Origin of the sequence: Kluyvera ascorbata ATCC 33433, assembly GCF_000735365.1 — a bacterium.
GTDB classification, from domain to species: Bacteria; Pseudomonadota; Gammaproteobacteria; order Enterobacterales; family Enterobacteriaceae; genus Kluyvera; species Kluyvera ascorbata.
On sequence record NZ_JMPL01000095.1, the window covers coordinates 1 to 17,662 of the forward strand.

At 51.0% G+C, this 17,662-nt stretch carries 22 protein-coding genes and 1 other annotated feature; of the genes, 5 read left to right on the forward strand and 17 right to left on the reverse strand.

Features of this window, described 5'->3' with window-relative positions; genetic code table 11:
- From GKAS_RS17920 to thrS, 13 genes are all read right to left on the reverse strand, one after another.
- Nucleotides 1–475: EAL domain-containing protein (locus tag GKAS_RS17920; protein WP_035896271.1), on the reverse strand; the 475-nt coding region annotated here is incomplete at its 3' end.
- A 280-nt stretch (nucleotides 476–755) separates the two neighbouring features.
- Nucleotides 756–1,220, reverse strand: a complete 465-nt coding sequence (locus GKAS_RS17925; protein ID WP_035896272.1) for an NlpC/P60 family protein — start codon at nucleotides 1,218–1,220, stop codon at nucleotides 756–758.
- A 95-nt stretch (nucleotides 1,221–1,315) separates the two neighbouring features.
- Nucleotides 1,316–2,077: a vitamin B12 ABC transporter ATP-binding protein BtuD gene (gene btuD, locus GKAS_RS17930; protein ID WP_035896273.1), complete on the reverse strand. Its 762-nt coding sequence runs from the start codon at nucleotides 2,075–2,077 to the stop codon at nucleotides 1,316–1,318.
- Nucleotides 2,074–2,628: a glutathione peroxidase gene (locus tag GKAS_RS17935; RefSeq protein ID WP_035896274.1), complete on the reverse strand. Its 555-nt coding sequence runs from the start codon at nucleotides 2,626–2,628 to the stop codon at nucleotides 2,074–2,076. Before GKAS_RS17935 ends, btuD begins: the two co-directional genes overlap by 4 nt.
- 117 nt (nucleotides 2,629–2,745) lie before the next feature.
- Nucleotides 2,746–3,729: a vitamin B12 ABC transporter permease BtuC gene (gene btuC, locus GKAS_RS17940; protein ID WP_035896275.1), complete on the reverse strand. Its 984-nt coding sequence runs from the start codon at nucleotides 3,727–3,729 to the stop codon at nucleotides 2,746–2,748.
- Between the two features lie 99 nt (nucleotides 3,730–3,828).
- Nucleotides 3,829–4,128, reverse strand: coding sequence for an integration host factor subunit alpha (gene ihfA, locus GKAS_RS17945; RefSeq protein WP_003030571.1), 300 nt, complete (start codon nucleotides 4,126–4,128; stop codon nucleotides 3,829–3,831).
- A gap of 4 nt (nucleotides 4,129–4,132) precedes the next feature.
- Entirely contained in the window at nucleotides 4,133–6,520 is a 2,388-nt protein-coding gene (gene pheT / locus GKAS_RS17950) for a phenylalanine--tRNA ligase subunit beta (protein ID WP_035896276.1), read from the reverse strand.
- A 15-nt stretch (nucleotides 6,521–6,535) separates the two neighbouring features.
- Nucleotides 6,536–7,519, reverse strand: a complete 984-nt coding sequence (gene pheS, locus GKAS_RS17955; protein ID WP_035896277.1) for a phenylalanine--tRNA ligase subunit alpha — start codon at nucleotides 7,517–7,519, stop codon at nucleotides 6,536–6,538.
- Nucleotides 7,520–7,579: 60 nt separating this feature from the next.
- Nucleotides 7,580–7,704: a sequence feature (Phe leader region), on the reverse strand.
- Entirely contained in the window at nucleotides 7,655–7,699 is a 45-nt protein-coding gene (pheM, locus tag GKAS_RS24910; protein WP_001386830.1) for a pheST operon leader peptide PheM, read from the reverse strand. (Overlaps the previous feature by 45 nt.)
- Before the next feature lie 118 nt (nucleotides 7,705–7,822).
- On the reverse strand, nucleotides 7,823–8,179 hold the full coding sequence (rplT, locus tag GKAS_RS17960; protein ID WP_000124850.1) for a 50S ribosomal protein L20: 357 nt from the start codon (nucleotides 8,177–8,179) through the stop codon (nucleotides 7,823–7,825).
- Nucleotides 8,180–8,230: 51 nt separating this feature from the next.
- Complete coding sequence (gene rpmI, locus GKAS_RS17965) at nucleotides 8,231–8,428, reverse strand: 50S ribosomal protein L35 (RefSeq protein WP_003030583.1); 198 nt, start codon at nucleotides 8,426–8,428, stop codon at nucleotides 8,231–8,233.
- Between the two features lie 96 nt (nucleotides 8,429–8,524).
- Entirely contained in the window at nucleotides 8,525–9,067 is a 543-nt protein-coding gene (infC, locus tag GKAS_RS17970; RefSeq protein ID WP_071828920.1) for a translation initiation factor IF-3, read from the reverse strand.
- Between the two features lie 3 nt (nucleotides 9,068–9,070).
- Entirely contained in the window at nucleotides 9,071–10,999 is a 1,929-nt protein-coding gene (thrS, locus tag GKAS_RS17975; RefSeq protein ID WP_035896278.1) for a threonine--tRNA ligase, read from the reverse strand.
- 292 nt (nucleotides 11,000–11,291) lie between these two features.
- Here thrS and yniD point away from each other — a divergent pair, with 292 nt between their 5' ends.
- Nucleotides 11,292–11,399 (forward strand): small membrane protein YniD, encoded by a 108-nt coding sequence (gene yniD / locus GKAS_RS24915; protein WP_115074089.1) that lies wholly within the window; start codon nucleotides 11,292–11,294, stop codon nucleotides 11,397–11,399.
- 269 nt (nucleotides 11,400–11,668) lie between these two features.
- Here yniD and GKAS_RS17980 read toward each other — a convergent pair whose 3' ends face one another.
- Nucleotides 11,669–11,914, reverse strand: coding sequence for a YdgH/BhsA/McbA family protein (locus tag GKAS_RS17980; protein ID WP_035896279.1), 246 nt, complete (start codon nucleotides 11,912–11,914; stop codon nucleotides 11,669–11,671).
- Between the two features lie 270 nt (nucleotides 11,915–12,184).
- Complete coding sequence (locus GKAS_RS17985) at nucleotides 12,185–12,943, reverse strand: DUF481 domain-containing protein (RefSeq protein WP_035896280.1); 759 nt, start codon at nucleotides 12,941–12,943, stop codon at nucleotides 12,185–12,187.
- A 316-nt stretch (nucleotides 12,944–13,259) separates the two neighbouring features.
- Between GKAS_RS17985 and pfkB the strand changes: the two genes are divergently transcribed.
- Nucleotides 13,260–14,192, forward strand: coding sequence for a 6-phosphofructokinase II (pfkB, locus tag GKAS_RS17990; RefSeq protein WP_035896281.1), 933 nt, complete (start codon nucleotides 13,260–13,262; stop codon nucleotides 14,190–14,192).
- A 274-nt stretch (nucleotides 14,193–14,466) separates the two neighbouring features.
- Nucleotides 14,467–15,327, forward strand: coding sequence for a fructosamine kinase family protein (locus tag GKAS_RS17995; RefSeq protein ID WP_035896282.1), 861 nt, complete (start codon nucleotides 14,467–14,469; stop codon nucleotides 15,325–15,327).
- A gap of 24 nt (nucleotides 15,328–15,351) precedes the next feature.
- Here GKAS_RS17995 and tonB read toward each other — a convergent pair whose 3' ends face one another.
- Nucleotides 15,352–16,065, reverse strand: a complete 714-nt coding sequence (gene tonB, locus GKAS_RS18000) for a TonB system transport protein TonB (protein ID WP_035896283.1) — start codon at nucleotides 16,063–16,065, stop codon at nucleotides 15,352–15,354.
- Between the two features lie 220 nt (nucleotides 16,066–16,285).
- Between tonB and GKAS_RS18005 the strand changes: the two genes are divergently transcribed.
- Nucleotides 16,286–16,582, forward strand: coding sequence for a YciI family protein (locus GKAS_RS18005; RefSeq protein ID WP_035896284.1), 297 nt, complete (start codon nucleotides 16,286–16,288; stop codon nucleotides 16,580–16,582).
- Between the two features lie 62 nt (nucleotides 16,583–16,644).
- Here the strand turns inward: GKAS_RS18005 and GKAS_RS24920 are convergent, their stop codons facing one another.
- Complete coding sequence (locus GKAS_RS24920; RefSeq protein ID WP_147281530.1) at nucleotides 16,645–16,818, reverse strand: YciY family protein; 174 nt, start codon at nucleotides 16,816–16,818, stop codon at nucleotides 16,645–16,647.
- Nucleotides 16,819–16,960: 142 nt separating this feature from the next.
- Between GKAS_RS24920 and cls the strand changes: the two genes are divergently transcribed.
- On the forward strand, nucleotides 16,961–17,662 hold a 702-nt coding region (cls, locus tag GKAS_RS18010; RefSeq protein ID WP_035896285.1), incomplete at its 3' end, for a cardiolipin synthase.

Sequence of the window (17,662 nt, forward strand, 5' to 3'; positions counted from 1 at the left end):
ATAACCCGGTAAACACCGCCCTGGTAGAGGCATTACCCGCACCAAAATCGCTTAGCGCGAGCGGGAAATAGTGGCTGAGTTTACTCAGCGGATGATTTTCATCAATATCATTTAACCCAGGGAACTGCTCACTGACGGCAAGCTCGAGAAAGGGTAAACGCTGCACGCTGGCGGCGAGTTCTTCATCATTCAGTAATGCGTCGACCACACCAGGCGGGATCATTATCCAGGCGGTCAGATTATGCTGCATAAAAAACAGCTGGCAGGTGGTCAATAGCGCCAGTTTCTCTTGAAACAAGGTTATTTCTTGTTGTTGCGTCAGGCGAGGTAACACCAGGCTAGTTGGAATTCGAACGTGGTTATTAAGACCGCTAAACTGACACACCACTTTCAAGCCAACAAGAAGCCCGTCGCTATTTCGGGCGGGAAGAAAATACAACTGAGAACTATATGTATTATCCAGCGCTACAATCATTGCGACTGCCCTTCACTAAAAGTCATGTCCGGGTTCCTGACGTCACAAAGCAAAAAACCTACGGTAATGGATGCTGAGTCTATTCCTTTCATCGGTTCCTTTTTATTTCATCGGTCCGTCACTGGATCGTAATGATTGTAATCGAAAGTCACGGAATAACACAATCAACCTTAAGTTCTATGATCTTGTCTAACAAAAACGAGAATATAGCAGGCTATTTATTTTAATTTTCACGGCCGATTAAAAGAAAAGGAGGCATATCGCCTCCTTTTCTTTCTGATTAAATTCGTCTGGCTTGCCAGAAATTCTTTCGCCAGTAGACGTTATCCAGAGAGGAACGCGTTACACCCTGACTAGTTGAAGCATGAATAAACTGGTTATCTGTATCGTAGATACCGACATGGAGTCCGCTCTCTCCCGCGCCGGTTTTGAAAAAGACTAAATCGCCTGGAAGCAGCTCGTCTTTATCTATCTCAGTGCCAATTTTTGCCTGCTGCCGCGTCTCCCTTGGCAACTGCATTTCAAACTTGTCGCGGAACGTCATCAGCACAAACGCCGAACAATCAACGCCACGGCGAGTCATGCCGCCATAGCGATAAGGTGTTCCATGCCAATTCTGTAGCTGGTCATTAAGGCCGGCAATGACGGCGATGGAATCCGAAAGTCGCGGATTTGGTGGCGGAGCCCGGTGGCTGCTACACCCTGCTAAAATGAATGCCACAAGAAAAAGAGTCCAGAAACGCATATCCAGCGCATCCTCTGTTTTTTTATTCACTCATAAATTATATCGATTCACGATCGACTAGCAAGCAATGCCGATAGTAGCAAGAAGAGTATGGATTAATTTTCGCCGTCATTCTCATAAATGAGCATTTGGTGACCGGCTATTTCCAGTTTCTGGAAGGTCATATTATAAGCGGCCGCTAAATGGCCTGGCTGCAATACGGATTCGGTACCACCGCTAGCTATCATCCGGCCTTCACAGAGCAACCAGGTGCGGCCTGCATGGCGCAGGGTGTAGTTAAGATCGTGACTGCTCATCACCACGGCAACCCCGGCAGCGCAGAGTTCTACCAACAGTTTATCCAGCGCAGCCTGCTGAGCAACATCAAGGCTGTTCATCGGTTCATCCAGCAGCAGAAGCTGTCCATTCGGGTTAACCGCGGGATGAATCTGTAAAATAACGGCAGCCAGTCGGACGCGCTGCCACTCGCCACCGGAAAGCTGGCTGACGTTTCGTTTAAGTTTATTACTCAGCCCAAGCGCATCCGCCACATGGACGGACACTGTAGTATCTTGAGTCTGGGATTGATGCAGCATCAGAAATTGCCAGACCGGCATCGCGAACGGCGGTGCCTGGTGCTGTGAAAGATAGGCCCGATGTCGTGCCAACTGCGCTGCAGGCCAGGTTTCCAACGATTGACCGTTGAACACGATATCGCCCTTCCCGCGGCTGAGTCCGGCCATTCTGGTCAGTAGCGTGCTTTTCCCGGCACCGTTTGGCCCCACCAGATGCACCATTTCGCCTCGTTCTACAACGGCGCTAATGCTCTGGAGTCGAACACCTTCACCGACATTCTGAAGCTGCATCAATGGCATCATTTCTGAGCGATGGCCTGCTTGATGGCAGCAGTCAGGATCGGGTCGTCAGGGCTCATATCAGGAGAAAAACGATTAATCACTTCACCGTCGCGACCAATTAAGAACTTCTCAAAGTTCCACAGGATATCGCCCGGATGCGCGGGTGCGCGGCCTTTGCTCGCCATACGCTCGTAGAAACCGCTGCCTTCGGGTGCAATGGCATCTGGCGCTGCGCGCGTCAGCAGGCTATACAGTGGATGACGTTGCTCACCGTTCACCTCCACTTTGCTAAACAGCGGGAAGGTGACGCCATAAGTCGTGCTGCAGAAGGTTTTGATCTCTTCTTCGCTGCCCGGCTCCTGGCCCAGGAACTGATTGCATGGGAAGCCCAGTACGGTAAAGCCCTCGCCCTGTAAGGACTCCTGAAGCACTTCCAGTTGCTCGTACTGTGGCGTCAGGCCGCATTTTGATGCCACGTTAACGATCAGCAGTACTTTTCCTTTATAGCCTTCCAGCGTAGTTTTTTCGCCATCGATGGTGGTGACGGGGGTGTTCAGAACATTGGTTTGCATAGCATCCTCTTTTCAGCGTGTGGGGTCTTATCGCCCGGCCTTTCATAATAGCCAGAGACGCAGGTGTGACACCAAGGCTTTTTCATCAAGGTGCTGCTGTCCTGCAGACGTTTTCCCTTAGTATCTACCCGACTTCAGCAATAGCCAGATAAATACCGGCGCTCCCAATGTGGCGGTGACCACACCGATGGGCAGCTCAGCGGCCGATAATGCAAGACGCGCCACAATGTCCGCAAACAGAAGCGTGCTGGCCCCGGCGAGCGCGCTGGCAGGCAGCAGGACGCGATGATCGGTCAGGCCACACAGACGTAACATATGCGGCACTACCAGGCCGATAAACCCGATAGCACCCGCCAACGCGACGCTTACCCCAACCAGCCAGCCGGTTGCCATCACCAGTAGTTTACGCCACAGCACAATGGGCACACCGAGCTGTCGGGCCGACGTTTCGCCCAGCGCCAGAAAGTTTAGCGGCTGCGATTGCAGACATAGCCAGACCATGGCCGGCACCAGCGCACCCATTAACCAAAGCTGCTGCCAGTCCACACCGCCAAAGCCCCCCATCATCCAGTACATCAACTGGCGCAGGTCGAACGACGTCGAGAAGTAAACAGCCCAGGTCATCAAGGCACTACAGATAATACCCAACGCCACCCCGGCCAGCAGCAAACGGCTGGTTGATAGATGACGACGAGCAAAACGCATCAGAATGGCAGTGATCGTCAATGCACCGACAATGGCCGCCAGACCCGGCCCCCAGGCAGGTAACACCCCCTGCCCGAGCATGATGGCGGCAATAAGTCCTACACCCGCACCGTTTGATACGCCAAGTAATCCGGGCTCAGCAAGAGGGTTCTCAAACAGTGCCTGCATCACGGTGCCAGATAATGCTAACGCCGCTCCCACCAGCATCACTGCCAGCGTGCGCGGTAAGCGGATTTGCCAGATAAAGAGCTGCCCTTTCGCCGTAAACCATTCACCTGGTGCAATCCATTGATCGCCCGCGCACAGGCCAATAACCAACATCAGCAGCAGAATGAGCGACAACACGATGAGCCAGCGGCGGTGAAGCCGCTGCTGTTGGGATGCATAGACCAGCATAGTTATCCGTAAGCCCGTGGAAAAGCGTTAGATTTTACGGTGGTTACGCCACCAGGAAAAGAAAAAGGCCGCATGCGCGGCCTTTTTAGTTAGTTCAGATTACTCTTCTTTGGGTGTTGCGTTTTCGACCCGGCTTTTTAACTTCTGTCCTGGTCTGAAGGTCACCACACGCCGGGCTGTAATGGGAATATCTTCACCCGTTTTAGGGTTACGTCCCGGGCGTTGGTTTTTGTCACGCAAATCAAAGTTACCAAAACCGGAGAGTTTTACCTGCTCACCGTTTTCAAGAGCGCGACGGATCTCTTCGAAAAACAGCTCAACCAGTTCTTTGGCATCCCGCTTGCTAAGCCCAAGCTTATCAAACAGATATTCTGACATTTCAGCTTTTGTAAGCGCCATAGGTTCAATCCCTCAATGATGCCTGGAATCGCTCTTTTAATGCCTCTACACATTTGGCGACGGTAGCGGCAATCTCCTCTTCTTCGAGTGTACGGCTGGTATCTTGTAGGATTAGGCTGATAGCAAGGCTTTTATAGCCTTCCGCAACACCCTTACCACGGTACACGTCAAATAAGTTTACGCCAACTACCTGATTTACGCCAACTTTCTTACATTCGTTTAAAATATCTGCTGCGGGCACGTTTTCAGCAACCACAACCGCGATGTCGCGGCGGTTCGCCGGGAAGCGTGAAACGTCGCGAGCCTGAGGAACCACGCGGTCTGCGAGCTTGTTCCACTCCAGTTCGAACACCAGTGTACGGCCGTTCAGATCCATCTTACGTTCCAGTTCCGGATGAATAACACCAATGAAACCAACGCGTTCACCTTTCAGATAAATCGCCGCAGACTGGCCCGGATGCAGGGCTGGGTTCGCTTCTGCTTTGAACTGAATTTCAGATAATTTACCGGTCAGATCGAGAACGGACTCCAGATCGCCTTTCAAATCATAGAAATCAACGGTCTCTTTTGCCAGGTTCCAGTGTTCATCGTAGCGGTTGCCACAGATAACGCCACCCAGCATCACGTCCTGACGGATACCCAGCGGAGCCTGAGTGTCCGGCACAAAGCGCAGACCGGTTTCAAAAATACGTACGCGGTTCTGTTGTCGGTTCTGGTTGTAGACCACGGTAGACAGCAGGCCGGTCCACAGGGACAGACGCATTGCCGACATTTCGCTGGAGATTGGGTTTGGCAGAATCAGCGCTTCTTCACCCGGGTGAACCAGCTGCTGAACTTTCGGATCAACGAAGCTATAGGTAATAACTTCCTGATAGCCTTTATCGTTAAGCATGGTTTTCACACGCTTCAGCGACAGGTTAGCTTCTTTATGGCTGCCCATCACCAGACCTGCCTGTACCGGCTCGTTAGGGATGCTGTTATAGCCGTAAACGCGGGCGACTTCTTCGATCAGATCTTCTTCAATTTCCATGTCGAAGCGCCAGGTTGGCGCAACGGCCTGCCATTCATCGTTACCCACGGTCACTTCGCAGCCCAGTCGGGTCAGAATGTCAGTCACCAGCTCATCAGCAATATGATGGCCAATCAGGCGATCCAGCTTGCTGCGGCGAAGCGTGATGGTCGCACGCTTTGGCAACGTTGCTTCATTCGTTACATCGATGATTGGGCCGGCTTCACCACCGCAGATATCGAGAAGCAGGGCTGTTGCACGTTCGATAGCTTTGTACTGCAGAACCGGGTCAACGCCACGCTCGTAACGGTGAGACGCATCGGTGTGCAGGCCATGACGGCGCGCACGACCGGTAATAGACAGCGGGCTGAAGAATGCGGATTCCAGCAGCACATTTTGCGTTTCATCGTTCACGCCAGAGTGTTCACCACCAAAGATACCGGCCATGGCCAGCGCTTTGTTGTGGTCGGCGATGACCAGAGTGTCGGCATTGAGTTTAGCTTCGGTACCGTCCAGCAGCACCAGCGTTTCACCCTCTTTCGCCATGCGTACAACGATGCCGCCTTCGATGCGATCTTTATCGAACGCATGCATTGGCTGGCCCAGCTCGAGCAGGACGTAGTTGGTGATATCCACAACTGCATCGATGGAACGAATACCGCAACGACGCAGTTTCTCTTTCATCCACAGCGGGGTTGGCGCTTTAACGTTGATACCTTTGACCACACGGCCGAGGTAACGTGGGCACGCATCGGCGGCATCAACCTGAATTGGCAGAACATCGGCAATGGTCGCGGCAACGGCTTTGATTTCCGGCTCGTTCAGCGGCAGCTTGTTCAGCACGGCAACATCGCGCGCAACGCCGATAATGCCTAAGCAGTCGGCGCGGTTCGGGGTCACGCTGATTTCAATAGTATTGTCATCGAGCTTCAGGTATTCACGGATATCGGTACCCAGCGGCGCGTCGGCCGGCAGTTCGATGATGCCACTATGGTCGTCGGAAATACCCAGCTCGGAGAATGAGCACAGCATCCCTTCAGACGGCTCACCGCGCAGCTTAGCGGCTTTAATTTTGAAGTCGCCTGGCAGTACCGCACCGATAGTCGCCACGGCAACCTTCAGCCCCTGACGGCAGTTCGGCGCACCGCAGACGATATCCAGCAGGCGTTCACCGCCTACATTCACTTTCGTCACGCGCAGTTTATCTGCGTTCGGGTGCTGGCCGCACTCAACCACTTCACCGACAACCACGCCGTTGAAGCTACCGGCAACGGCTTCAACGCCGTCCACTTCCAGGCCTGCCATGGTGATTTGACCCGACAGCGCTTCGCTATCAATGGCTGGATTCACCCATTCGCGTAACCACAGTTCACTGAATTTCATTGTTTTATCCTGCCCTTATTTAAACTGTTTGAGGAAACGCAGATCGTTTTCGAAGAATGCGCGCAAATCGGTGACGCCGTAACGCAGCATGGTCAGACGCTCCATGCCCATACCGAAGGCGAAGCCGGAGTAAACTTCCGGATCGATACCAACGTTGCGCAGTACGTTCGGGTGCACCATCCCGCAGCCCAGAACTTCCAGCCATTTGCCGTTTTTACCCATCACATCCACTTCTGCGGACGGTTCGGTGAACGGGAAGTAGGACGGACGGAAACGAATCTGCAAATCTTCCTCAAAGAAGTTGCGCAGGAAGTCGTGAATCGTGCCCTTCAGATTGGTGAAGCTGATGTTCTTATCAACAATCAGGCCTTCCATCTGATGGAACATTGGGGTGTGCGTCTGATCGTAGTCGTTACGATATACGCGGCCCGGTGCAATAATACGGATTGGCGGTTCCTGATCTTTCATGGTGCGGATCTGTACGCCGGAAGTCTGCGTGCGCAGCAGACGGGTCGCATCAAACCAGAAAGTGTCGTGGTCAGCGCGTGCCGGGTGGTGCGCTGGGATATTCAGCGCATCGAAGTTATGGTAGTCATCTTCGATTTCCGGACCCGTCGCTACGGTAAAGCCGAGCTCACCGAAGAAACTTTCAATACGATCGATAGTACGGGTAACTGGGTGTAAACCACCGTTTTCAATGCGACGCCCCGGCAGGGAGATATCGATGGTCTCTGCGGCCAGACGGGCATTCAGCACGGCGTTTTCCAGGTCGGCTTTACGCGCGTTCAGTGCCTGCTGCACCTGTTCTTTTGCTTCGTTGATGACGGCACCCGCTGCTGGACGCTCTTCTGGCGGCAGTTCACGCAGTGTGGTCATCTGCAGGGTCAGATGCCCTTTCTTACCCAGATATTCGACGCGGACATTGTCTAACGCGGCAACATCTGAAGCCTGGTTAATGGCTGCCTTGGCACTGGCAACCAGCTCTGCGAGATGTGACATGGTTTTCCTCATTATGTCGGTGCAGACACCGGTTTGGTGGACTTAATCTCGAATTCAGATACAAAAAAAGCCTCCATCCGGAGGCTTATTGGCGCTGATTTTTCGTTTCTTCTTTCACGCGCAAGCCTCCTGAGTTCAGGTGCTAAAGTAAAAGAAGAAGCGGAAAATAGCAGCATTCATGCTTGCGTTACCTTGTGTGGTAATAACCGTAGAGTCTTTATTGAAAGGTCTACGCTGATAAATGTCAATGCATTGATACGGTTAAAATGAAAAGAGGGAGACTAGCTCCCTCTTCCAACTGGCTTATGCCAGTGCTGCTTTCGCTTTTTCGACCAGAGCGGTGAACGCTACTTTATCGAATACTGCGATGTCAGCCAGGATCTTACGGTCGATTTCAACAGAGGCTTTTTTCAGGCCATTGATGAATTTGCTGTAAGAAATACCGTTCTGACGTGCTGCTGCATTGATACGTGCAATCCACAGCTGACGGAACTGACGTTTACGTTGACGACGGTCACGGTAAGCGTACTGGCCAGCTTTGATAACAGCCTGGAAGGCAACGCGGTATACGCGAGAACGCGCACCGTAGTAGCCTTTAGCTTGTTTCAGAATTTTTTTGTGACGTGCACGAGCAATTACACCACGTTTTACGCGAGCCATGTGAGCTCTCCTGTATCTATATTCTTAGTAAAAAAATTAAACGTTAACGGCTTATGCGTACGGCAGGCACGCGATAACCAGACCCAGATCGCCTTTAGACACGAGGCCTTTTGGACGCAGGTGACGTTTACGTTTAGTAGATTTTTTGGTCAGAATATGACGCAGGTTTGCGTGCTTACGCTTAAATCCACCACCACCGGTTTTTTTGAAGCGCTTAGCAGCACCGCGTACGGTTTTAATCTTTGGCATCTTAATAACTTCCACTTCGCATTGTTAATAAACGAAACATAGGCGAACAATATCAGTGAAGCCCTAAGGCTTCACCAACATCGCTACTTGAAGGCCTTACTGTTTCTTCTTAGGAGCGAGCACCATGATCATCTGGCGGCCTTCGATCTTCGTAGGGAAGGATTCGACTACTGCCAGTTCACTCAGATCGTCACGGACGCGCGTAAGCACTTCCATACCGATCTGCTGGTGGGCCATTTCACGACCGCGGAAACGCAGTGTGATCTTAGCCTTATCGCCATCTTCGAGAAAGCGAACCAGGCTGCGGAGTTTTACCTGGTAATCGCCATCATCGGTCCCAGGACGGAATTTAATTTCCTTAACCTGGATAACTTTTTGCTTCTTCTTCTGTTCCTTAGAAGACTTACTTTTTTCATAAAGGAACTTGCCGTAGTCCATAATACGACAAACTGGCGGTTCGGCGTTAGGGCTGATTTCAACTAAATCTACTCCGGCCTCTTCAGCCTTTTCGATAGCTTCTCTCAGACTCACAATACCCAAAGCTTCGCCTTCCAGACCTGTCAAGCGAACTTCCAGGGCGCGAATCTCGCCATTGATACGATTCGGACGTGCCGTTTGAACTCGTTTTCCGCCTTTAATACCTTATTCCTCCAGTTGTTGAAGACTGCGGCTGCGAATCTCTTGTTGCAGCTTCTCAATCACTTCACTTACGTCCAGGCTGCCCAGGTCTTTACCACGGCGGGTGCGAACGGCAACTTTGCCAGCTTCCACCTCTTTGTCACCGCAGACCAACATATAAGGGACACGACGTAAAGTGTGCTCGCGGATTTTAAAGCCAATCTTCTCATTTCTCAAGTCCGCTTTTACACGAATGCCTGCATTTTGTAGTTTACGGGTCAATTCGTTAACGTATTCAGACTGAGAATCAGTGATATTCATCACCACAACCTGCACAGGGGCAAGCCATGTAGGGAAGAAACCAGCGAACTCTTCGGTCAGGATGCCAATGAAGCGCTCCAGAGACCCCAGAATTGCGCGGTGAATCATCACCGGTACCTGACGCTCGTTGTTCTCGCCTACATAAGAGGCGCTCAGACGAGACGGCAGAGAGAAGTCCAGCTGTACAGTACCGCACTGCCATGCACGATCGAGGCAGTCATACAGGGTAAATTCAATTTTCGGACCGTAGAATGCGCCTTCACCCAGTTGATATTCAAACGGGATGTTGTTTTCTTCCAGCGCAACCGCCAGATCCGCTTCAGCACGGTCCCACATTTCATCGCTACCGATACGTTTTTCCGGACGCGTTGAAAGTTTGACCACGATTTTTTCGAAACCGAAAGTGCTGTACATATCATAGACTAAACGAATGCATGCGTTCACTTCATCACGCACCTGCTCTTCCGTACAGAAGATATGGGCGTCATCCTGAGTGAATCCGCGTACACGCATTAAGCCATGCAGTGCGCCTGACGGTTCATTACGGTGGCAGCTACCAAACTCCGCCATACGCAGCGGCAGGTCACGGTAGGATTTCAGACCCTGGTTAAAGATCTGAACGTGCCCCGGGCAGTTCATTGGCTTGATGCAGTACTCACGGTTCTCAGAAGAGGTGGTGAACATTGCATCTTTGTAGTTGTCCCAGTGGCCGGTTTTTTCCCACAGCACACGGTCCATCATGAACGGGCCTTTCACTTCCTGATACTGGTACTCTTTCAGCTTGGAGCGTACAAAAGTTTCCAGTTCACGGAAGATAGTCCAGCCGTCATTATGCCAGAACACCATCCCCGGCGCTTCTTCCTGCATATGATACAGGTCGAGCTGCTTACCGATTTTACGGTGATCGCGTTTTGACGCTTCTTCCAGACGCTGCAGGTAGGCATTGAGGGCTTTTTTGTCCGTCCATGCAGTACCATAGATACGCTGCAGCATCTTGTTGTTGCTGTCGCCACGCCAGTATGCACCGGCGGTTTTCATCAGCTTGAAGTAGTGACAGAAACGCATATTCGGCACGTGCGGACCACGGCACATGTCGACGTATTCTTCGTGATGATACAAGCCAGGCTTGTCATCATGCGCGATGTTTTCATCAAGGATGGAAACTTTATAGTTTTCACCACGTTTGACGAAAGTTTCACGAGCTTCATGCCAGCTCACTTTCTTCTTGATGACATCATAGTTTTTCTCGGCGAGCTCATGCATGCGTTTTTCGAGCGCGTCGATGTCTTCCTGGGTCAGCGTATGGTCAAGATCAACGTCATAATAGAAACCGTTGTCAATCACCGGGCCGATCGCCATTTTGGTGTTTGGCCACAGCTGTTTGATCGCATGACCAAGCAGGTGAGCACACGAGTGACGAATGATTTCCAGACCGTCTTCATCTTTTGCGGTGATAAGAGACAGCGTGGCATCGTTTTCAATCAGATCTGAAGCATCAACCAGTTCACCGTTCACGCGCCCAGCGATGGTGGCTTTTGCCAGGCCAGGACCGATGTCCAGAGCAACATCCATTGGGCTTACGGCGTGGTCGTAATGGCGTTGGCTGCCATCAGGAAGAGTAATTACAGGCATTTAATGTCCTTATTTGCAGTGGTGCCCCACACGAAAGAGCACATACAAAACTATATGATTAAATTTATCAACAGGTTATGGATTGATTTCTGCTTCACTCTGCAAAAAATGAGGAGTGTGTACACATTGTGCACCCTGCTCCGCCTGCATCCGCCTGCTGATAACACCGTGGGTTAGTTTACACATCATCAGGACATGATAAAAGCCGCAATTATCCTGTGGAGTGCACACTGCTATCTTTACCAACAATTCTGATACACTACATTAAATCTTAAAGGAAAAAGGACAGAACATGCCCACTCATCGATTCGCAAAAAAACATTGGAAAATGGTGCTGATACTGATCGCTATCTGTGGCGCAATGCTACTGCTTAGATGGGCGGCGATGATTTGGGGATAATGATGGAAGTGTAAAGGCTAATGGCGCGGAGTTTTCAGTCCTTTTTTAACATTCAGACTAGCGCATTAGAATATATACAGAAAATGCTGTTAACACAGATTTATTGACAATATGTGCGACTAAACCCGATTCAGATTTACACTCATAATACAAAGACTGAATTTTAATTAGAAATAAATGGCAGCAAGAAAAACCGGTACCACTCTACCCGGTTTTCTCTGCCGTTATAAATAATTGAACAAAAATCAGATTATTACAGCACAGAAATATTAGGACCAACCACCAGCAACCAGGGTATGTACATTAAAAGCATCATCCATTGACTGGCCGGTAGACTGAGAGCCAGGCGCCATATTAGAGCCCGCTTCAACGTCGTGCGCGCTAGAGATACCAATGTGCTGTGCGGTAGTGGTGTTCGTAGAACTGGCAGGTTGAGCTACTGGTTCGGCAGCAAATACGCCGAAAGAGAGTGCTGACAGCAGAATAGCTGCGGATGCGATTTTGATATTTTTCATAATGTTTATTCTCTGACTTGATTAAGACTTTAGAACGCTAAGGCATCATTCCGCCCTTGAACATAGTCTAGATCCAGATCACACTTTTGCCTAGTCAAAATATTTAGCTATTCGTGTCAAATTTATTGAATATATATGTCAGAAAGGTCGAATGTGGAGATATTATGAAGAACTTGTATTTTTAATAAAATAAAACAGCGGTTGCTTTAAATAATAACACAAAACGATAAATTGAAAATACAGGCCGGGAATTCTCCGGCCTGTAAATTATTACATCGTATAACCAAGCGTCAGCGAGGTACGGCGATCGGTATGATTCGGCGCCGTTGCTGGTGGTTCAGAGTTCCAGGTCACGTTGTAAGCCACTTTCAAACCAAAGTGTTCGTTGATTGCGACATTCAGTGCGGTTTCTGAGTTGACGGTCGTATCATCCGCGCCCAGTACGGATACGCCCTGAGTGAATTTCGCGGTTTGAGTCATCTGCCACGCGTAGGTCGCGGAAGCATAACCCAGCGGCCGAGTTTCTGAATTGCCATCGGTATATTCGTCATAACGAACGCCAGGACCGAATTCAAAACGGAAGCTGTGGATAGGTCCATTCAGGAATTGACGACCATAACCCGCGGTAAACACATCACGCTCATGGTAACCATTGTAGCGGTCGGTCAGCCAGCTCGCCTGACCAAACAGGTAATCTTCATGCGTCATATTGTAACGACTACGACCCCCTACAGAGTATTTCTCTGAAGAACGTTCATCGTTTGCAGACGTGTTGCTGGCGGTACCCCAAAGGGACCAGGCAGTCGATTCACCGTACCAGGTGAGCGTGGAGTCAGCGGTCGCTGAAGTACTTTTGGTATTACCAGCCTGCGAGAGATAGCCCGCATTGACGTTGCCTTCAAAAGGCTTCTTGGCGGTGCTCGGGTCATCCATGACAGTAAAAACGGTATCACTAGCGGTTGCATATGCAGACGCAAACACGCCCCCCAGCAGCACAACCGCTGCCGGTACTGTCTTCAAAAGCTTCATTTATTAAGGGTCCGTACAACAAAATAGGAGACAATTCCGTCCCGGAAACTTTCGCGAGGATCAACGACGGGGTGGTCCATAGAAAGGCAACAAATTATAAAAAGGCACGTATAACATAGCAATCTATTCTTCTTTCATTTTTTGAATAAGAGACCTCTTAAAGCACGTTTTAATTTATAATAAAAAAGCCGCAGTTTCTTTACGCTTTTCTATAAAAATCAGTCCGTTGATTCTTTCTTTATTCTCTATCCGGTGCCAGACTTAAACGCAATTGTGTTCTAAGCCAGTTGTTGGCTTAAAAAGGGAGGTTATCGATATGGTCAAGATCTACACGCTGACGCTCGCCCCTTCACTCGACAGCGCCACCCAAACGCCACAGATTTATCCAGAAGGGAAACTCCGCTGTAGTGCCCCTGTTTTCGAGCCTGGCGGCGGTGGGATTAACGTTGCGCGCGCAATCACCTTTCTGGGCGGCAGCGCGACCGCTATTTTCCCCGCCGGTGGCGCAACAGGTGAACACCTGGTCGCCCTACTTCAGGCTGAAAACGTACCGGTTGAAAGCATCGAAGCACACGAGTGGACTCGCCAGAACCTTCACGTTCACGTTGCGGCTAACGGCGAGCAATACCGCTTTGTGATGCCGGGAGCCACGCTCAACGGTGATGAACTGATGAAATTACAGGAAAAGGTTCTGCAAATTGCGCCTGGGTCGCTACTGGTCATCAGCGGCAGTCTGCCGCCTGGCGTTTCCCTTGAGCAGTTTACTGCACTCATTCAAGCCGCCCAACATCATGGTCTACGTTGCGTTATCGATAGCTCCGGTGATGCCCTTACCGCTGCACTGGCGATAGGCCAGATTGAGCTGGTTAAGCCGAATCAAAAAGAACTCAGCGCGTTGGTCCAACGTGAACTTGTACAACCTGATGATGTGCGCAATGCCGCGCTGGAAATCATCCGCAGCGGGAAGGCTCGGCGCGTAGTGGTATCGTTAGGTGCGCAAGGGGCGCTGGCGATTGACGAGCAAAACTGCGTTCAGGTTGTGCCGCCTCCCATCAAAAGTCAGAGCACCGTTGGTGCGGGCGACAGTATGGTTGGCGCCATGACCCTCAAGCTTGCTGAAAATGCGTCCCTCGAAGAGATGGTTCGCTTTGGCGTTGCCGCAGGCAGTGCAGCGACGATTAACCAGGGGACGCGCCTGTGTTCGCAGGAAAATACCCATAAGATTTACGCCTACCTGCAACAGCACTAAATGCTCAAGAATCGGGCTCGTAGCACACGCTACGAGTCGCGAAATCACGGTAATCAACTATGCTAACCAAACTCCATTGTTAACAATGGCGTGCATCACGATGGTTTAACTCACGATCGCCACGGGTGAGCCATCATGCATCTGTCGCAGAAGGCATACGACCTTGTCCCTGCTTTCTACACTCTTTTTACCCGTTGTGCGGTATAGCTCGTATTTTTACCCGGCATTTATGCGCTAACCTTATGATATGGCAGAAAACATGGGGAGAGACATCATGTGGCAAGCGATCAGTAGTCTGTTAGGCGAGCAACTTGGAAGTGGCGAAATCGATCAGCGTACTGAACTGCCCGGCGGTGAGATCCATGCCGCATGGCATATACGCTATACAGGTCGCGATTTTTTCGTCAAATGCGATGAACGAGAGCTATTACCCATTTTCACCGCGGAAGCCGATCAACTTGAACTGCTCTCCCGTAGTAAAACCGTGTCCGTTCCGGAAGTGTTTGTCGTCGGTTCAGACCGCGATTACAGCTTCCTGGTGATGGAGTACCTGCCTCCTCGTCCGCTGGATGCACATAATGCATTCTTACTGGGTCAGCAGCTTGCCCATTTGCACGAATGGAGCGATCAGCCGCAGTTTGGCCTCGACTTCGACAACGATCTGTCTACCACCCCACAGCCCAATGCCTGGCAACGGCGCTGGTCCAACTTTTTCGCCGAACAGCGTATTGGCTGGCAACTTGAGCTTGCGGCTGAAAAAGGCATGGAGTTCGGGGATATTGACGCCATTGTTAACCATATCCAGCAGCGCCTGAGCGGCCACCAGCCACAGCCTTCTCTATTGCATGGCGACCTTTGGTCAAACAACTGCGCACTGGGGCCAAACGGGCCGTATATTTTTGACCCAGCCTGTTATTGGGGAGATCGCGAATGCGACCTGGCCATGTTACCGCTGCACCCGGATCAACCACCGCAAATTTACGATGGCTATCAGTCCGTGTCCCCACTTCCGGCAGATTTCCTTGACCGGCAGTCGGTCTATCAGCTTTATACCTTAATTAACCGCGCCATTCTTTTCGGCGGTCAGCACTTTGTCACTGCGCAGAAAGCGTTGGACCACGTTCTCGCTGCATAAAAAAAGCCCCTTTCGGGGCTTTTTTTAGTTCATCTGCACGCCTTTCAGGCGGAACTCAATATTCATAATGAGCCCTGTGCCCGGCTTACCGGTTTCATAGCGCCATTTGCGCATAGCCGTTTTCACATCGCGTTCAAACATATTTGACGGTTGAGCGGAAAGAATTTCCACATTTTCGACGCGCCCGTCGGCGGTTACGTCAAATTTCACCCGAACTTTACCTTCGATACGCAGAGCCTGAGCACGCGTAGGGTAACCTGGCTGCGGACGATTAAGCGCGCGCGGGCCAGTGGGCGCATTGACCGATGGCGCACTGGCACCCGGCAGGTTATTCGCAACGGAGCGCGCTGGCGGCGCATCATTATTCACCGTGGAGAGCGGACGCTGTTCAACCGGTTTAATTTCCGGTTTTGGCTGCTCAACTTTTTTCACCGGCTTCGGTTTAGGTTTTGGCTTAGGTTTTGGTTTATGAATAACGACCGGGGCCTGCGGCACCTCAGGAATAGGTTCCGGTTCTGGCTCGGGTTCAGGCTCAACGATTGGCTGTGGCTGAACCACTGCCTGTGGGGGCTCTAAATCAGCGGGAGCCACCATCGTGATGGTAATCGGCTGAGCGGGTGCGGGCAGTTCAATAACCTGATGTACCGAGGTATAAAGCAGACCGGCCACGACGGCACCGTGAATGCCAACAGAGAGTAACGTCGGCCACGGAAAGCGGCGAGGTAAATCAAGGGTCATTGCAGTCATAATCGTTACAGTTAAAAAATGAGACCCCGATTTTAAATGCAAATGACAATCATATTCAATAAGACATCTTATCTTCGATCAACTTTTTGCCCTTCCTGCCCAAAAAATCCCCGTCCAAACACAACTTTTCACACCGACAAAACTTTGCATTGCAGTCGCTAGCGCTTTCCCTTAACGTAATCCGCAAATTATTTAAACAGGAGTTCCGCCCGTGCTTTACGTCATCTACGCTCAGGATATCGCCGACTCTCTTGAAAAACGTCTTTCCGTCCGCCCTGCTCATCTGGCTCGCCTGCAGCTTCTGCATGATGAAGGCCGTCTGCTGACCGCAGGCCCAATGCCAGCCGTTGATAGCAACGATCCAGGCGCGGCCGGTTTTAGCGGTTCAACGGTTATTGCTGAATTTGAATCACTGGAAGCCGCTCAGGCATGGGCGCAGGATGACCCATACGTTGCCGCAGGGGTTTATCAGCAGGTTTCAGTAAAACCTTATAAGAAAGTATTTTAATAAAAGCGGGCTGTAGCTTGCTAAAAAACTGAGGGCACCCTGACGGTGCCCTTTTTATATCATCAGAGATCGTAGATGGCGAACAGCAGGCAATTGCGCTGCCGACCAACAAGGCTTTTTCTGATGGAGTGGATGCGCATGTTGCGGCGAGACTGAGCTTCCAGCCAACGCGATTTACGACGGCTCGCTTGTCTCAGCATCCGCCAGCGTCCCACTTCAGGTCTACTACGCTTCATTTCTAACGCTCTTTCAAAAAAGACGGCCCATTATAGCCCCTTGCTAAGGGCTGACCAGCGCTTTCTCATGGTGTTTTTATTTGCCAGATGCCTTCGGATGCGTAAACTCTTAACAACTGGCATTCAAAAGGATTTTCGAAATATGACAACCGTCTACACCGTAGTGAGTTGGATGGCGATTCTGGGGTATTGGTTGTTGATAGCCGGGGTAACGCTGCGTATTTTAATGAAGCGTCGCGCCGTTCCGTCAGCAATGGCGTGGCTGCTGATCATCTATATTCTGCCGCTGGTCGGTATTATCGCCTACCTCTCTTTAGGGGAGCTCCACCTCGGCAAGCGTCGCGCCGAACGCGCGCGTGCCATGTGGCCGTCAACAGCAAAATGGCTCAGCGACCTGAAAGCCTGCAATCATATCTTTGCCGAAGACAACAGCCAGGTGGCCTCTTCGCTGTTTAAGCTATGCGAACGTCGTCAAGGTATTGCCGGCCTGAAAGGAAACCAGCTTCAGCTGTTAACCGAATCCGACGATGTCATGCAGGCAATCATTCGTGACATCCAGCTTGCTCGCCATAATATCGAAATGGTCTTCTACATCTGGCAGCCCGGTGGAATGGCCGACCAGGTTGCCGAATCATTAATGGCTGCCGCACGCCGTGGCGTTCACTGCCGCCTGATGCTCGATTCCGCCGGGAGCGTCGCGTTTTTCCGTAGCCCCTGGGCTGCGATGATGCGAAATGCCGGCATCGAAGTGGTTGAAGCGCTAAAGGTCAATCTGATGCGTGTTTTCCTGCGCCGCATGGATTTGCGACAGCATCGCAAGATGATCATGATTGATAACTATATT

Bases quoted from the DNA above. Each gene is read 5' to 3' on its own strand.
- GKAS_RS17925 (WP_035896272.1), bottom strand. From the start codon at position 1,220: ATGCGTTTCTGGACTCTTTTTCTTGTGGCATTCATTTTAGCAGGGTGT.
- btuD (WP_035896273.1), bottom strand. From the start codon at position 2,077: ATGATGCCATTGATGCAGCTTCAGAATGTCGGTGAAGGTGTTCGACTC.
- GKAS_RS17935 (WP_035896274.1), bottom strand. From the start codon at position 2,628: ATGCAAACCAATGTTCTGAACACCCCCGTCACCACCATCGATGGCGAA.
- btuC (WP_035896275.1), bottom strand. From the start codon at position 3,729: ATGCTGGTCTATGCATCCCAACAGCAGCGGCTTCACCGCCGCTGGCTC.
- ihfA (WP_003030571.1), bottom strand. From the start codon at position 4,128: ATGGCGCTTACAAAAGCTGAAATGTCAGAATATCTGTTTGATAAGCTT.
- pheT (WP_035896276.1), bottom strand. From the start codon at position 6,520: ATGAAATTCAGTGAACTGTGGTTACGCGAATGGGTGAATCCAGCCATT.
- pheS (WP_035896277.1), bottom strand. From the start codon at position 7,519: ATGTCACATCTCGCAGAGCTGGTTGCCAGTGCCAAGGCAGCCATTAAC.
- rplT (WP_000124850.1), bottom strand. From the start codon at position 8,179: ATGGCTCGCGTAAAACGTGGTGTAATTGCTCGTGCACGTCACAAAAAA.
- rpmI (WP_003030583.1), bottom strand. From the start codon at position 8,428: ATGCCAAAGATTAAAACCGTACGCGGTGCTGCTAAGCGCTTCAAAAAA.
- thrS (WP_035896278.1), bottom strand. From the start codon at position 10,999: ATGCCTGTAATTACTCTTCCTGATGGCAGCCAACGCCATTACGACCAC.
- yniD (WP_115074089.1), top strand. From the start codon at position 11,292: ATGCCCACTCATCGATTCGCAAAAAAACATTGGAAAATGGTGCTGATA.
- GKAS_RS17980 (WP_035896279.1), bottom strand. From the start codon at position 11,914: ATGAAAAATATCAAAATCGCATCCGCAGCTATTCTGCTGTCAGCACTC.
- GKAS_RS17985 (WP_035896280.1), bottom strand. From the start codon at position 12,943: ATGAAGCTTTTGAAGACAGTACCGGCAGCGGTTGTGCTGCTGGGGGGC.
- pfkB (WP_035896281.1), top strand. From the start codon at position 13,260: ATGGTCAAGATCTACACGCTGACGCTCGCCCCTTCACTCGACAGCGCC.
- GKAS_RS17995 (WP_035896282.1), top strand. From the start codon at position 14,467: ATGTGGCAAGCGATCAGTAGTCTGTTAGGCGAGCAACTTGGAAGTGGC.
- tonB (WP_035896283.1), bottom strand. From the start codon at position 16,065: ATGACCCTTGATTTACCTCGCCGCTTTCCGTGGCCGACGTTACTCTCT.
- GKAS_RS24920 (WP_147281530.1), bottom strand. From the start codon at position 16,818: ATGAAGCGTAGTAGACCTGAAGTGGGACGCTGGCGGATGCTGAGACAA.